Raw genomic sequence first — 13,925 nt, 5'->3', positions numbered from 1 at the left:
CGCCAAGCGGGATTATTGGTAAAGTGATACATTAATTGGCAACAATACAAGCATAAAATAGGTATTGATTGGCATCCACGGGCATTCGTCGTCCATTTTGGTCACCATTGCGGCATGTTTGAAAAACAATGCTGTCGCGGGTCAAAGTTTCGTTAAGGTTGTAATTTTGTCTGTTTTGTGGCGATGCGATGCCCTTTGCAATCGCTAAGTCAATTTGGTGAAATTTGCGGTTTTTGTGATTGAAATGATTCTCTCAGCTGCCAAGGTTATATGCCGGACAAGATTCCGCGATAGCAGGGTTGGAGCGGGGCAGATGTTCTTTTAGTAACGATGATGTGGTGCTGCGGCAGGTCACCCAAGCCACCCAGACCGGCTGTAACATCTGTTGCTGCCCAGAAAGTTGATAAAAGGGTCTTCCTGATGCCAGAGCCATTGAAATCGGTCGTGGGGCAGGGTGCGATAAACCTGCGTGCGGCCTTGGCCAACGCGCTGCGGGTGGTAAAAACCCGTGGTCCAAGCCAGGTGCAGTTCTGGTTCATTGCGCTGGCCATCGGGATCGCTGCGGGTTTTGCGGCTTTGTTGTTCCGGCTTGGCATCTACGCCATCCAATCGTCGCTTTACGGGTCCGATGACCCCACGCTGCTGGCAAGTTTTGCCGCCGATCTGGCATGGTTCCAGATCTTGTTGATCCCTGTCTTTGGCGGGTTCGTTGTCGGGTTGTTGTTGCATTTCGGAACCGATGACGGCCGCGTCCGGTCTGTGTCTGACGTGATCAAGGGCGCCGCCCTTGACAATGGTCGGGTCGAGGCGCGGCGCGGCCTTGTGTCGGCGCTTGCGTCTTTGATTACCTTGTCAACTGGCGGGTCAAGCGGCCGGGAGGGGCCGGTCGTGCATCTGGCGGCTGTTATTTCAACCTGGGTCTGTCGCGTGATCAAGGCAAATGGCATCACGGGGCGCGATTTGCTGGGTTGTGCGGTGGCCGCGGCGGTATCGGCCAGTTTTAATGCGCCGATCGCTGGTGCGCTCTTCGCGCTTGAAGTGATCTTGCGGCATTTCGCGGTGCACGCCTTTGCCCCTATCGTCATCGCGTCTGTGGCGGGGACGGTGATCAACCGCTTGGCCTTTGGCGATGTGACCGAGTTTATCTTGCCGGGTTCGACGGCGCTGACCTTTTACATCGAATTGCCTGCATTCTTGTTGCTTGGGTTGCTGTGCGGGCTTGTTGCCGTTGTTTTCATGAAGGCGATTTTCTTGGCAGAGGATGTCGCCAGCTATTTGCAAGACGCCGTGAAACTGCCGCGCTATCTGCGTCCGGTAATTGCGGGCGCGCTTTTGGGCGGGTTGGCAATCTGGTGGCCCCACATCATCGGGGTGGGCTATGAAACGACATCGGCCGCCTTGACAGGAAGCCTTTTGTTTCATGAAGCGGTTGTTTTTGTCATTCTCAAGGTGATTGCTGTTGCAATTACTGTCGGGGGGCGCATGGGCGGCGGTGTTTTTTCGCCATCTTTGATGGTAGGGGCGCTGACCGGGCTGGCCTTTGGTATCGTTGCGACAGCCGTTTTTCCCAACATGTCGGGCGAAGGGACACTTTATGCGCTAGCAGGTATGGGTGCTGTGGCGGCTGCCGTTTTAGGGGCGCCCATTTCGACCACTTTGATCGTTTTCGAACTGACCGGAGATTGGCAAACAGGCCTTGCCGTGATGGTGTCCGTGTCGCTGTCAACGGCTTTGGCGTCACGGCTGGTGGACCGGTCGTTCTTTCTGACCCAGCTGGAACGGCGGGGCGTGCGTCTTGCTGCGGGGCCGCAAGCCTATCTTTTGTCCACGTTCAAAGTGGCTGATATCATGCGGGACAAGTCGATGTCGCGCGCTGCGCCTGAAGACCAGTGCTGGGATCTTGTCCGCGACGGGGTGTATATTGACGGACAGGCAACGTTGGAACAGGCGATGCCGCTGTTTGAACGCACCGGGCATGCGTTTGTGCCCGTTGTCATTTTAGGGGGGGAAAACAGCCCGCCCGCGCTTTTGGGCGCGCTGTTTCAGGTCGATGCGCTGCGGGTGATGAACCGTGCATTGGCCGAAACCGCCGCCGAGGAACATTCCTGACCTTTTCGCGTTTCGACTTAACCTGGATCACAAGTTGCTACCTCTCTTGGGCGGATGGTCGCGTTTTGTGATCCCCTAAGTGAATGCCGCAATGTTTATTGGTTTGGCGCGTTTTTCGCCAGCCAGTCATGCATCCAGGCGATCTCGGCCTCTTGTGCTGCAATGACTTCCATCGCCAGTTTGCGCACATCAGGGTCGCTGCCGTATTCCAACACAATTCGCGCCATATCGACGGCCCCTTGGTGATGCGGGATCATGCCGCGAATGAAATCGACATCCGCGTCACCTGTCATCTCGATCATCATTGCGCCATGCATGGCATCATTGACAGCCGTATAGGCGGCGGAAGATCCTGACATGTCTGCCATGCCGTGTGTTGCGGCCCCGTGATCCATGTTTGAATGATCCATCGTGGCCTGCTGGGCAAAGGCCGCAGCACCTGCAAGTGCCAGCGCGCTGAAAAGGACGGTGTGTTTTTTCATTTTATTCTCCTGTTGTTGTCACACGGGAACGTAGAGTCCAGTCACTGCTGGACAAGTCACGAAACCCGCATTTCGATCGAAAAGCATGTTGCGATTCATTTGCCCTGTTTGCGGCGCCCCGCCCATTTCAGCAACAGGTCACACGCATAAGATACAGCGATCACCCACAAAAGCCCAAAAAGCGATGCAATCAGCCATAACGTCATGAAAACAAATACCCATGCCGTAACAAGAAATGGGCGTGTATAATTTTCGACCCGGCCGTGCGGTTGGTAGGACATGATCCCGGATTCCTACAAATTTGGCAAGAGAATAGCGCAAGAACAGCAAACGTCACCTGTGACGAATTGGCTAATTCGGGGTGGCGGTTCCCCTAATCGTTTCGTTGCGCAGCAGGTCAACAATATCGTCTGGGTTTGTGGGGCGAGGCTTGGGCGGTTCGGCGTTGCCACTGAAAAGCGCATTGAGGTCAAAGGTGCCCGTATCATCCACCATCGCGTTAGGCAGCCGTCCCGTATAGGTGCTGACAAACTGCACCAGAAAATAACGCCGCGCCTCGTCTGTGGTCAGGCCAAGCTCTTGGGATGCAGTGGTAAATCTTCCTGCAAGATTACGACAAGCATCAATTTTATTGGCAACACCGTCAGCATCCGCAGCCAGTTCAAGGTCACTGATTTCCTTTATTCCGAGGATGATTTTTTCAGCATAGAAAGTTAACCGTCGCTTGTCCTGCGCGGTCAATGCGTCCAGATCAACCAGCACCAGATCCGCGCGGTCCGTTGGCACAGCGACGCGCGCAATGTCACCCGCAGCGCTGGCGATTTGAGGTGTGATCGCTATCGCAAAAACGGTCGCGAACTTTCGAACCGTGATCAGCATGACTGCTGTTCCCCCCGGACCCTATTGCGACGGCATTTCCACGGTCAGACCAACGGTCAACCAACCCTGCATCCCATCACGATAATAGCGAATTTTTTCGCCCGGGTAACCAATCTTCATCAGGTTTCCAATTGCCATGTGCGATTGCCCGCACCATTGGCCGTCGCAAAACATAAGCAGTTCCCGGGCATCAGACATATCCCAATTGCCATCATCCGCCTGCACCCCGCCAAGTGCCTTCAGCACCGGCACCAGAAACGGGTTATTTGCAGGGTTGTCGAACAGCGTAAATGGCAAATTGGTCGCGCCCGGGATTGTTCCGCGCAAATACCATTCGTTCAGCCGGGCATCAACGATCAACCCCGTGCCGTTTGTGACCTGTTGTTGCATGAATTCAAGCACTTCAAGTTCACCAACGGTTGTCACACCTTCACCGCCAGACATTGGCTGTATGCAAAATGGCGGGCATTGGCGCGACGTCATGGTGAAAAAGTCAGGGATCCGCGCTTCTGCGTCCTGATTGCGTTCAATAACGAAAAATTCCCGCCCGTTGTCAAATTCGACATAAGGAATATCGGGCGTGATAAAAACATTCTGGGCGATAGCTGGCCCCATGGACATCATGCTGGCGCCTGCCACGCAAATGATTGTTTTCAAGCTATATTTTATTTTCACGGTGATTGATTGCGCCGGTTTTTTTTGCGTTGAGTTTGGTCGCATGTCCTGCTGCCTGTCCTGTTACCCGCTCTGAATATCTTCAAAACATCCATTAATTTTGGATTAATTTTGCGGTTTGTTACGGCGCAACAAAGGCATTTTAATGACAAATGGGACAAATTCCGCGCCTTGGGCGCATAGGCGCAGATTTCGTCGGCGCAAAGAGCCACCCGGATCAGAGGATGACACCAGTCGCCCCAGGGGCTGACCCTGCGCTGGCCCTTGTCACTGTGGCGGGCAACAGGGCGTGGGCCAAACCTTGGGTCATCTGACTGCGTGCAGAATTCGCGGCGCCATTGTCGATATTAACCTTTGGCCCGGCATCACGCAACGGGGCCGCACGGCCCGAAAGCCGGTCTTTTAGCGCATCTTCGGGCCCAAAGCGCGCGCTTTGGGTTGCGCAATGATCAACTGCGATCAGGGCTATGCGAAATATCAGGCCCGCTTTTTCCACTGGCTGGGCGGATCGCGGTTTGCGTGGCGGGGAACCAGTGGCGCGTGCGATTGGCAAACCAGACCAGCGACAGCATGATGGGCACTTCGACCAGCACACCGACAACCGTGACCAAGGCTGCGATGGAATTGAGGCCAAAAAGCCCAATGGCCACGGCGACTGCCAGTTCAAAAAAATTCGATGTGCCAATCATTGCACATGGGGCGGCGATGTTGTGCGGCACACGCCACGCTTTTGCGGCATAATAGGCAATCGCGAAGATACCGTAGGACTGGATCAGCAAGGGGATCGCGATCATCACGATGACGACTGGCTGGGCAAGAATGACTTTGCCCTGAAAGCTGAAAAGCAGCACTACAGTCGCCAGCAAACCGATCACTGAAAAGGGCTTTACCTTTGCTGTAAAGGCATTGACGGCGGCGTCAGCTTCGGCGGGACGAGCCGTGCGGCGTGTCATCAACACGCGCGTTACGATCCCCGCCGCCAATGGCACGACGACATAAAGCCCGACAGACAGGACCAGCGTCGCCCAAGGCACCACGATATCCGTGACACCCAACAGCAGTGCCACGATCGGTGCATAGGCAAACACCATGATCGCGTCATTCAGCGACACTTGCGCCAGCGTGTAATTTGGATCGCCCTTGGTCAGTTGCGACCAAACAAAGACCATGGCCGTGCAAGGGGCGGCCCCCAGCAGGATCAAACCCGCAATGTATTGCCCCGATGTGCCCGGTTCGATGTAAGGCGCGAAAATCCATTCGAAAAACAAAAGCCCCAATGCGGCCATGGTAAACGGCTTGATCAGCCAGTTCACAGCCAGCGTGATGATGATACCTTTGGGGCGTTCATGCACCCGTGCCAGCGCGCGAAAATCCACCGAGACCATCATGGGATAGACCATGGCCCAAATCAGTACGGCGACAACAAAATTGACCGACCCGTATTCCAGCGAGGCCAGAAAGCTGACCAGCCCCGGCGTGATCTGGCCAAGCACGAGACCGGCGATAATCGCCAGCCCAACCCAGACGGACAGGTATCGTTCAAAAGCAGACATTCATTCGTTCCTTTGTTCGCGGTATCTCGGCGGGGGGGGCGGCGCATGTTGCGGCGTTTTTCAAGGCGACGTGTCGCAAACACTGTTTTCCCCGCTTGCGGGGCGCGCGGCGACTGCATCGATCAAGGCGCGCAGCGGGGCCAAGGACGCAGGGTTGAGCCAATAGCAGGTCCGTGGATAGGTGATGGTGCCCTCGATCAGTCCCGATTCCTTGAGAATCCGCAGATGTTCTGACACCGTCGATTGCGCAAGCCCAACCTGATCGACGATATCGCCGCCTATGCAGCCGGGACGCGACAACACAAAAGCAATGATCCTGACCCGCGCGGGATGTGCCAGCGCCTTGGCAATCGCGGCGATGTCTTTCTCTGCAAGCAGGGGCGACAAAACCTGGTGGTCTTTGATCGGCATGGCATGCTCCTGTATCGTCTTTAGCCTATACATATCAATCGGGAAATGACGATACCAGTGAAAACAACGCTGGAGGCGCAAGGCAGGTGCCGTGCCGCCAGAATGGCCTGACGACCCGCAACAAGGGGAAGGCGATCACCGCCACGATCACCGAAAGGCACATTGCCGGTGCCATCGCTGAAACCCGGATACAATCAGATTTGTCGGCTTGCCGATCAGCGTAGGCATCATGCCAGACTTCGCGGAATTGTTGTGCAAGCGGATCAGAAAAAGGGCGCATCCTCGATCGTGTGTTTCAAAAACTGCCCAGCAGGCTGCCCAGCGTCACCAGCACGACAAGCGCGATGATCGGTATGATGACGGCGACCACGGCGACATCCCGATAGGCTTCGCGATGCGTCAGCCCGCAGATCGTCAAAAGGGTGATCACCGCACCGTTGTGTGGCAAGGCGTCCAGCCCTCCTGTGGCAACAGCCGTGACACGGTGCAGCAGCGCGGGCGATATCCCCGCCGCCTGACCCATCGCCAGATATGTTTCGCCCAAGGTCGCCAGTGCAATGGACATCCCCCCCGATGCCGAGCCCGTCATCCCCGCCAGCAAGCTTGTGCCAATGGCAAGCGATATCAGCGGGTTGTCACCGCCAAGGTTGACCACCCAGTCACGGATCACGCCAAAGGCTGACAGCGTTGCAATTACCGCGCCAAAGCCGACAAGGCTTGCGGTGTTGAAAATCGGTTGCAGCGAATCCCGCGCGCCATCGTCCAGCGTCTTGCCCAGACCATCCGCCAGACGCCGCCAGTTCAACGCCACCAGCACCAGCGACGCAAGCGTCAGCGCCGCAATGATCGACCAGATGCCGCGCAGCGCTGAGACATCTGTTGTGCCAAAGTCTGATCTTGCCAGATAGCCGGTGTCCATCCGCGGGATCACCCAGAAAGTGAAAACAAGGTTTATCCCCAAGACCAGAACCAACGGAATGACCGCAACGAAAAGCGACGGCAGATTGTCCTGTTGCGCATTTTGGGTGGGTTCTGCGGTGCTGGCGTAGCCCGGTCCCAAAGCCCGTGCGCGGTATTCCAGCCACGCCCAGCCCATTCCGAACATCATCGCCCCTGAAATGATCCCCAGCCCCGGTGCTGCAAAGGGTGTGGTGCCAAAATACGGCATCGGGATAGCATTCTGGATCGCTGGCGTGCCGGGCAGGGCTGTCATGGTAAAGGTAAAGGCACCCAGCGCGATCGTGGCCGGGATCAGGACTTTGGGCAGGTTCGCCTCGCGGAACAGTGCCGCTGCGATAGGCCAGACGGCAAAAGCCACAACAAAAAGCGAGACCCCGCCATATGTCATGACCGCGCAGGACAGGATCACCGACAAAATTGCGCGGCGTTCCCCAAGCCGGTGGATAATACCATCTGCCAGAACGCGCGCGGCACCCGACGCTTCCATCAGTTTGCCAAAGACCGCGCCCAGCAAGAACAACGGGAAGTACTGGATGACGAATCCGCCCATCGCGCGCATGAAAACCTGGGTATAGCTTGCCAGAACTGGCCCACCTTCGGCGATCAGCACGGCGGTCATGGCCATGGCCGGCGCGATCAGCAACAGGCTCAGCCCGCGATAGGCTAAAAAGATAAGGGCCGCCAGTGCCGCGAAAATGACAAAACCACCCACCATGCGCTAGCCCTTCGCCCAGGCAAAGATGATGTGCCTGACCAACGCCCCCATGCTGTTTACACCGCGGGGGCGCTGGCCTGAAAGCACCGAATTAATGTATTCTTGCGTGCGAAACCCGGCCATGTCGCCCTCATGCTGCGTTGCAGCAAGGCTATTGCGACGCCGATCGGATCACAATAAAAATCTGCCTGCGCACGAGGCTGGGCCGGGACGTTATTTGAACCGGGACATGGCCTTTTCAATCGAAGTCGATATGTTATCCCACGCCTTATCGAAGCCGGCTTTCATTTCGGACCATGCATCGTCGCTGGCTTCATGAACTTCCTTGAGCTTTGCTTCCGCGGCATCGCGCTGGTCGCGGAGTTCGTCGATCTGTTTTTGATATGCGATCTTTGCATCGGCTTCGGATTCTTCAGCTTTGGCTTTCAGCTTGTCGATTTCTGCATTCCACTGATCCAGTTTTGCCTTTGCTTTTTCGGTATATGCGTTTTTGTCAGACATTAAGGTTTCTCCTTTATCTGGTTGTGCGATGCGGACCCGATATATGCCGGGGATGGATCCTGCATGTTTGCGCAAGATTTTCCAGTAAAGCACACGTCATCACGTGGCGGCCACATCGCAGCATAAGCCTAACACATCTCGGGCCTGAACACCTAGCCCGATCACTGCGCGCTTTGCTGTGCCGTGCCGCGCCAGACAAGCGGCGCCAGACATGCGGCGGATGTCAAATCAGCGGCCCCGTGTTGCAAGCGCACTTTGCTCTTGCGCGACCGAAAGCGGCGCGCCTGCGGCAGATTGCGTGAAATACAGATCCAGCAGTTCGGGCGCAGCGGCGGGGGCGTAACCTTCGGTGTCATTGAAGGCCAGCATCAACTGCATTTGCCATCCGGTGCCGGCGTCGCAAGCGACTTCGATCGTCTGTGCGCCGGTGGGCTGTCGGCGTTCGTATTCCCGGCAAAATGCGCCTTGTGCATTGTAAAAACTGGATACCAACCGCACGACGGTTCCGTCTGCCAAGTGTTCCTCGGATCCTGATGGCGCGCGGTCTAGCGCCGCCGCCAGGGCCAGATTGTCGCTGCCGGCAGGTTGCGAAGCCATGAAATAGCCTGCACCCAGGCCCACGGCCAAGGCCAGACTGGCAGCAAGCGCGCCAGACCAAAACGGCGCCAATCCGCGCGATTTGCGGGCAAAAGGTAACAGGTTTGCGGGTGCTGCCGCCTTTGCCTCCGCAGCGGCGTTTATCTGTGCGCGCAATTTCGCCTGCAAGTCGGTAGGCAGTGGGATGTTGTCATCATCCTTACGCCGCAGCGCCGCCAGCGCATCGCGGGTGCCCGTAAAACCTGCCAGACGCTGCGCCAGTATCGGGTCCGCTGCGACCATTTGCGCAACGCGCGCGGCCTCTGCGGCGTCAAGCGCGCCGTCGGCATAGGCCATCAAGGTAAGATCGTTAACTTTATCACTGTTCATGTCCATCTCCGCACATTGCCCTGTGATGACGCATGCGCTGTCAATTTATTCCCAACTTTTCTGCCAAGGCGGCACGCGCACGGGCAAGGCGGCTCATGACAGTGCCTTTGGGGATGCCCAGAATGTCTGCTGTATCAGCATAAGACATCTCTTGATAACACACGAGCAACAGCACGCTGCGCTGGTCTTCGGGCAGGTCTTGCAAGGCGCGTTCGGTGGCGTCCAGCATCAGTGCGTTTTCGGTCACACGTGCCCCATCGACCGTCGCTGCATCTGGCGCGTCAAAGATATCGATTTCTGTGCCCCGCGTCTTGTTGCGCCGGGTCATGTCAATATAGGCGTTGCGCAGAATGCGGATCAGCCAGGGTTCAAGGCGGGTCGCCGCATCCAGCGTGTCGCGCGCGCCAAGTGCGCGTTCGACCGTGATCTGCACCAGATCCTCTGCGATGTCGGGCCGGCGCGAAAGGCGCAGGCCATACCGATACAAATTCGGCATCAGGGCGATCAGGGTGTTTTCAAAATCAGGGTAAGACAATCGCTTGAGCCAGCTGTGGGAATCATGAATTACTTCGGCTTGTAATGGTTAGCGGGGAATATATTCTTTTTCCATGCGTCTAATTCACGTCAGATAACAAATCGGAATTCATTCATGCCACGTCATTTCATCCTTTTTCTCTGTATTGGCCTGTTGATGGTCGCACCGATTTTGTCGGTTGGCGAAAGCTGGTCGTTCGGTATGGCCTATGCCGACGATGACGATGACGATGATGATGATGACGACGATGACAGGTCCAGCCGGTCCCGTTCGGCCAGACGACCGGCCCCCACGGCTGACCCTGTCACGATTGATCTTGCTCCGTTGTTGTCCCGCATTTTTCGCCCTGCGCCTGGGCCTGCCCCGACCGCAGCGCCTGTGGTGCGGCCGGTGGCGTTTTCCGATGAAATTGTCACTTTGAACCTGTCGCCTGACGATCTGACAGGGCTGGTGTCCCAAGGGTTTGCAATCATTGAAGAACGCGACCTTGATTCGCTTGGTGTCGTTTCGCGGCGGCTGCGCATCCCGGCGGGGCTGACGCTTGACGCGGCCCGCGATATTGTGCGCGCCGCGCCAAGTGGCGAAGCTGCGGATTTGAACCATTTTTACCGCGCCGAACAAGGGTTTGACCCCGATTGCATCGCCCTCGAATGCCCGATCAGAATTGATTTCGGGTGGTCCTTACCCGAAAACCGGGCCAATGGGTGTGGCGGCGGACTGCGCATCGGCGTTGTCGATACTGGCATCAATCCCGACCATGAGACTTTTGCAGGTGCCGCGCTGACTGTACTGGATTTTGCGCCATCGGTGGCCACACCGTCGCGCGAACTGCATGGCACCGCCATCGTGGCCTTGTTGATCGGTCAACCTGGCACACGGTCGCCGGGGCTGGTTCCCAAGGCCGAGGTGTTTGCTGTCGATGCCTTCAGCGTTCAGAACGGCGATGAACGTGCAGATGTTTTTTCATTGCTTGCGGCGATTGACCTGTTAGCCAAACAGGATATCGATGTGATGAACCTGAGCCTTGCCGGGCCGCCAAATGCCGTTTTGGACGAGCTAATCCGCAGGATCATCGAGACAAGGGATATCGTCGTTGTGGCCGCTGTGGGCAATGCTGGGCCACGGTCCGACCCGCTGTATCCGGCGGCGATTGAACCGGTGATTGCAGTCACCGCGGTGGACCGTGACAAGAATATCTATCGGCGCGCGGTGCAGGGCGAACACGTCGATCTTGCCGCGCCGGGTGTTGCAGTCTGGACGGCCGCTTCTGTGCGGGGCGCGCGTTGGAAAACCGGAACATCCTTTGCAACACCTTTTGTAACGGCTGCTGCTGGGCTGCTCCGGGTGGCCGTGCCTGACCTGACGGCCCCGGAAGTCGCCGAGTCATTGAATCAATTGGCGACGGATATTGGCCCTATTGGGCCCGATCCTGTTTTTGGGGCAGGGCTGGTGCCTGCGGTGGATGCGTCGTGTCGTCTGATGTCAGCCAATCCGCAGTATTTGCCTGCATCTGATGAATGAAAAAGCGCACCCCCCTAACATGGTATCGGGAAAATGCCGTGATTAGAAAAGATAAAGCAGAAATGCGATCAGTGCGAAAATAAAGAAAATACCCATTTTCTTGGTTCCTATGTGGTGGCACAGGCCGGCAAAACCCATGGCGGCCCGTGATTGCAGCAAAAGCCTGTTCAGGTTTTGCCCGTAACGCTTTCGTCTGCGGTGTCAGTGTCGCATGTATTGGTGCGCCGTTCCCAGACTTGGGTCCAACCGACACGCTGAACCGCGCGCACCAGCCCCTCGCTTTCCATGCGACGCAACAGATGCAGGGTGCCCGAATTGCTCATGCCCAGATAGTTGCGCAACTCGGTCTGCGTCCGGGGCCGTTCAAGCGCGCGCAAGACGACCCTTCTGCGAAACGTTGCACCCGAATTGCGGCGCCGTAAAAGGGTTTGTGCTTGTTCAAACTTCATGGCCTTCTCCGATGATAACGTGCACTGCGTTGATGATGGTCAATCCGATGATACCAAGTGATGCTGTGTCATGCGGCGGTTTGTCCTTCGATCTCAAGCGCGTCTGCGACCGTTGTCGTGTAACAAGTTTCAGGGGGCCGCACCCCATGCGTCAACAAGGCGCGGCGAATGTCTGGGTTTGCGGCAGCAATATAAAGCCGCACCCCTTGCCGGTGTGCCTTGTGGGCCAGACCTTCGATCACATTTGCGCCGGTGGAATCAAGGAATGGCACAGCGCCAAAATCGACAATCAGTGCTTTGTGTGTTGTCTGAATACGGTCCAGCACCGACCCGATGGATGCGGCGGCACCAAAGAAAAATGCGCCCGTGATGTGATACACCACAATTTCGGGGTTAGCGGCTGTCGTCTCTTGATAGGATGTGCCGCTGTCGGCAACATCCTGCCCGACAAAGGGGGTCTCTGTTTCTACTGCGGCGCTTTGGCTCATCCGGTTGATGAACAGGACAGACCCCAGCGCAAAGCCGACGATGATTGCCTCGGTCAGGTCACGGAAGATGGTCAGAAAGAAGGTCGCGCCCAGCACGCTGGCATCGCCCCAGCCGGACCGGACCAGAACCGAAATGGCGGGCCGTTCAATCATGTTCCACGCGACCACGGCCAAGACCCCGGCGAGAGCCGCAAGCGGGATATAGGCGGCCAGTGGTGCGGCCACCAGCATGAATAACAGAATGAAAATGGCGTGCAGAATGCCTGCGACAGGCCCATGCGCCCCGGCGCGCACGTTGGTGGCGGTCCGCGCGATTGTGCCCGTGACGCAGAACCCGCCAAACAGTGCCGCCCCGATATTGGCCGCACCCTGTGCGACCAGTTCGCTGTTTGACCGGTGCCGCCGCCCGGTCATCCCGTCGGCCACGACCGCTGAAAGCAGCGATTCAATCGCGCCAAGCAGGGTAAAGGAAATGGCGGCGGGCAAGACCTGAAGCGCCAGATCTACCGTGAAAACAGGCAAAGCCGGTGCAGGCAGGCCAGAGGGGATGCCGCCGAACTTGGTCCCGATGGTTTCCACCGGCAAGCCAAACAGGGCCGTTGCCCCCGCCGCAACTGCCACTGCAATCAACATGCCGGGCCAATGCGGCCGCCAGTTTTTCAATCCAAGGATGACAGCGACCGTCACGACCGAGACCGCCAATGCCGCCGCTGTCAAGCTTGCGCGCGCATCCCACAGCGCGGGGAGTTTTTCCAGCAGCTCGCCCGGCTCGTCGGTAAGCGACAAACCCAGCAATTCCTTGATTTGGCTGGCAAAGATGATCACTGCGATCCCGGCGGTAAAGCCGACCGTGACGGGAAAGGGGATAAATTTGATATAGGTGCCAAGCCGCAGAAAACCGACGGCCACCATCATCATGCCTGACATCAATGTTGCAAGGATCAGCCCGTCCATCCCGTGCAGCGCGACGGTGCTGGCCACCAAAACAATGAAGGCCCCCGCGGGCCCGCCGATCTGAAACCGCGACCCGCCCAGCAGCGACACAAGAAACCCGCCGACGATGGCTGTATAAAGCCCCTGCGCCGGTGTCGCCCCTGATGCAATGGCGATGGCCATGCTCAGTGGCAATGCAACAATAGCGACCGTCAGCCCGGCCACCGCATCGGCGCGCAATTGCGCCAGGCCATAGCCTTCGCGCAGGACTGTCACCAGCTTTGGTGTAAAAAGTTCTGCGAAACTGGGCGCGTTGCTTGGTTCTTTTGCTTTGGTATTCATCTTATCCGCACCTTGGTAAAAAAGGCGGCGGGATCGCAGGCTTTGGTCGGCGGTCGCCGTCGCGGGGTAAAGTCGTGTTAGGGTGTTTGGGGGGTCTTCAAGCGAACACCGCGTCCGCTGGCTGTGCTGGTTGCACCTTCGCTGATCAGCTCAACGCCGGCCTGTTCAAGCGCGCCAACAACCTTGGTCAGGCTGTCCACAACCCCCCTGACGTTGCCGCTGCTGGCCTCCATCCGCTGGATCGTGGGCACCGAAAGGCCCGCTAATTCAGCCAGTCTTTTTTGATCAATACCAAGTAATGCACGCGCGGCACGGAGTTGGGTAGCGGTAATCATGGATCATGTCCTGACGTCTATGACTGCCATATAAAAATGGCAAGATGATATGTCAAGTATCATAATAACTG

At 57.2% G+C, this 13,925-nt stretch carries 16 protein-coding genes; 2 read left to right on the top strand and 14 right to left on the bottom strand.

Translation table 11 applies throughout. The features are described from left to right. The first annotated feature begins 420 nt into the window (after positions 1-420). Positions 421-2,109: a chloride channel protein gene (locus tag IBX59_RS07945; protein WP_296374220.1), complete on the top strand. Its 1,689-nt coding sequence runs from the start codon at positions 421-423 to the stop codon at positions 2,107-2,109. A gap of 95 nt (positions 2,110-2,204) precedes the next feature. Here the strand turns inward: IBX59_RS07945 and IBX59_RS07940 are convergent, their stop codons facing one another. The 11 genes from IBX59_RS07940 to IBX59_RS07890 all read right to left on the bottom strand — a co-directional run bounded on the left by IBX59_RS07940 (position 2,205) and on the right by IBX59_RS07890 (position 9,786). Then, positions 2,205-2,591, bottom strand: coding sequence for a DUF305 domain-containing protein (locus IBX59_RS07940; protein WP_296374218.1), 387 nt, complete (start codon positions 2,589-2,591; stop codon positions 2,205-2,207). Positions 2,592-2,686: 95 nt separating this feature from the next. Beyond that, on the bottom strand, positions 2,687-2,872 hold the full coding sequence (locus tag IBX59_RS07935) for a hypothetical protein (protein ID WP_296374216.1): 186 nt from the start codon (positions 2,870-2,872) through the stop codon (positions 2,687-2,689). Positions 2,873-2,942: 70 nt separating this feature from the next. Next, on the bottom strand, positions 2,943-3,353 hold the full coding sequence (locus IBX59_RS07930; RefSeq protein WP_296374214.1) for a hypothetical protein: 411 nt from the start codon (positions 3,351-3,353) through the stop codon (positions 2,943-2,945). Positions 3,354-3,491: 138 nt separating this feature from the next. Next, positions 3,492-4,127 carry a rhodanese-like domain-containing protein gene (locus IBX59_RS07925; RefSeq protein WP_296374212.1) on the bottom strand — a complete coding sequence of 212 codons (636 nt, stop codon included), beginning with the start codon at positions 4,125-4,127 and terminating at the stop codon, positions 3,492-3,494. 467 nt (positions 4,128-4,594) lie between these two features. Continuing rightward, the gene (arsB, locus tag IBX59_RS07920) at positions 4,595-5,698 is read right to left on the bottom strand and encodes an ACR3 family arsenite efflux transporter (RefSeq protein ID WP_296374210.1); all 1,104 of its coding nucleotides are present in this window, start codon (positions 5,696-5,698) and stop codon (positions 4,595-4,597) included. Between the two features lie 60 nt (positions 5,699-5,758). Next, entirely contained in the window at positions 5,759-6,109 is a 351-nt protein-coding gene (locus tag IBX59_RS07915; RefSeq protein WP_296374208.1) for a helix-turn-helix transcriptional regulator, read from the bottom strand. A 34-nt stretch (positions 6,110-6,143) separates the two neighbouring features. Further along, a complete protein-coding gene (locus IBX59_RS07910; protein ID WP_296374206.1) occupies positions 6,144-6,284 on the bottom strand; it encodes a hypothetical protein in 141 nt (46 codons plus the stop codon). Positions 6,285-6,404: 120 nt separating this feature from the next. Beyond that, positions 6,405-7,784 carry a GntP family permease gene (locus tag IBX59_RS07905; RefSeq protein WP_296374204.1) on the bottom strand — a complete coding sequence of 460 codons (1,380 nt, stop codon included), beginning with the start codon at positions 7,782-7,784 and terminating at the stop codon, positions 6,405-6,407. 213 nt (positions 7,785-7,997) lie between these two features. Further along, positions 7,998-8,360: a hypothetical protein gene (locus IBX59_RS07900; protein ID WP_296374203.1), complete on the bottom strand. Its 363-nt coding sequence runs from the start codon at positions 8,358-8,360 to the stop codon at positions 7,998-8,000. Between the two features lie 153 nt (positions 8,361-8,513). Then, positions 8,514-9,251: a hypothetical protein gene (locus IBX59_RS07895; RefSeq protein WP_296374201.1), complete on the bottom strand. Its 738-nt coding sequence runs from the start codon at positions 9,249-9,251 to the stop codon at positions 8,514-8,516. Positions 9,252-9,291: 40 nt separating this feature from the next. Next, positions 9,292-9,786, bottom strand: a complete 495-nt coding sequence (locus tag IBX59_RS07890) for an RNA polymerase sigma factor (RefSeq protein ID WP_296374198.1) — start codon at positions 9,784-9,786, stop codon at positions 9,292-9,294. A gap of 114 nt (positions 9,787-9,900) precedes the next feature. Here IBX59_RS07890 and IBX59_RS07885 point away from each other — a divergent pair, with 114 nt between their 5' ends. Further along, complete coding sequence (locus IBX59_RS07885; protein ID WP_296374196.1) at positions 9,901-11,307, top strand: S8 family serine peptidase; 1,407 nt, start codon at positions 9,901-9,903, stop codon at positions 11,305-11,307. Between the two features lie 167 nt (positions 11,308-11,474). Here IBX59_RS07885 and IBX59_RS07880 read toward each other — a convergent pair whose 3' ends face one another. The 3 genes from IBX59_RS07880 to IBX59_RS07870 form a co-directional block, all read right to left on the bottom strand. After that, positions 11,475-11,756 (bottom strand): winged helix-turn-helix domain-containing protein, encoded by a 282-nt coding sequence (locus IBX59_RS07880; RefSeq protein WP_296374195.1) that lies wholly within the window; start codon positions 11,754-11,756, stop codon positions 11,475-11,477. 68 nt (positions 11,757-11,824) lie between these two features. Beyond that, a complete protein-coding gene (locus IBX59_RS07875) occupies positions 11,825-13,519 on the bottom strand; it encodes a SulP family inorganic anion transporter (RefSeq protein ID WP_296374193.1) in 1,695 nt (564 codons plus the stop codon). Between the two features lie 77 nt (positions 13,520-13,596). After that, positions 13,597-13,854 carry a helix-turn-helix domain-containing protein gene (locus tag IBX59_RS07870; protein WP_296374191.1) on the bottom strand — a complete coding sequence of 86 codons (258 nt, stop codon included), beginning with the start codon at positions 13,852-13,854 and terminating at the stop codon, positions 13,597-13,599. Between the last annotated feature and the right edge of the window lie 71 nt (positions 13,855-13,925).

The sequence above is a fragment of the Yoonia sp. genome, from assembly GCF_014859355.1.
In the GTDB taxonomy this organism is placed as follows: Bacteria; Pseudomonadota; Alphaproteobacteria; order Rhodobacterales; family Rhodobacteraceae; genus Yoonia.
Note: the sequence above shows the minus strand (reverse complement) of the source record. Positions and strands in the feature narration are given on the sequence as shown.

What these genes read in the sequence shown, in the direction of transcription:
- IBX59_RS07945 (WP_296374220.1), top strand. Translation starts at nt 421, where the DNA reads ATGCCAGAGCCATTGAAATCGGTCGTGGGGCAGGGTGCGATAAACCTG.
- IBX59_RS07940 (WP_296374218.1), bottom strand. Translation starts at nt 2,591, where the DNA reads ATGAAAAAACACACCGTCCTTTTCAGCGCGCTGGCACTTGCAGGTGCT.
- IBX59_RS07935 (WP_296374216.1), bottom strand. Translation starts at nt 2,872, where the DNA reads ATGTCCTACCAACCGCACGGCCGGGTCGAAAATTATACACGCCCATTT.
- arsB (WP_296374210.1), bottom strand. Translation starts at nt 5,698, where the DNA reads ATGTCTGCTTTTGAACGATACCTGTCCGTCTGGGTTGGGCTGGCGATT.
- IBX59_RS07915 (WP_296374208.1), bottom strand. Translation starts at nt 6,109, where the DNA reads ATGCCGATCAAAGACCACCAGGTTTTGTCGCCCCTGCTTGCAGAGAAA.
- IBX59_RS07910 (WP_296374206.1), bottom strand. Translation starts at nt 6,284, where the DNA reads ATGGCACCGGCAATGTGCCTTTCGGTGATCGTGGCGGTGATCGCCTTC.
- IBX59_RS07905 (WP_296374204.1), bottom strand. Translation starts at nt 7,784, where the DNA reads ATGGTGGGTGGTTTTGTCATTTTCGCGGCACTGGCGGCCCTTATCTTT.
- IBX59_RS07895 (WP_296374201.1), bottom strand. Translation starts at nt 9,251, where the DNA reads ATGAACAGTGATAAAGTTAACGATCTTACCTTGATGGCCTATGCCGAC.
- IBX59_RS07885 (WP_296374196.1), top strand. Translation starts at nt 9,901, where the DNA reads ATGCCACGTCATTTCATCCTTTTTCTCTGTATTGGCCTGTTGATGGTC.
- IBX59_RS07880 (WP_296374195.1), bottom strand. Translation starts at nt 11,756, where the DNA reads ATGAAGTTTGAACAAGCACAAACCCTTTTACGGCGCCGCAATTCGGGT.
- IBX59_RS07875 (WP_296374193.1), bottom strand. Translation starts at nt 13,519, where the DNA reads ATGAATACCAAAGCAAAAGAACCAAGCAACGCGCCCAGTTTCGCAGAA.
- IBX59_RS07870 (WP_296374191.1), bottom strand. Translation starts at nt 13,854, where the DNA reads ATGATTACCGCTACCCAACTCCGTGCCGCGCGTGCATTACTTGGTATT.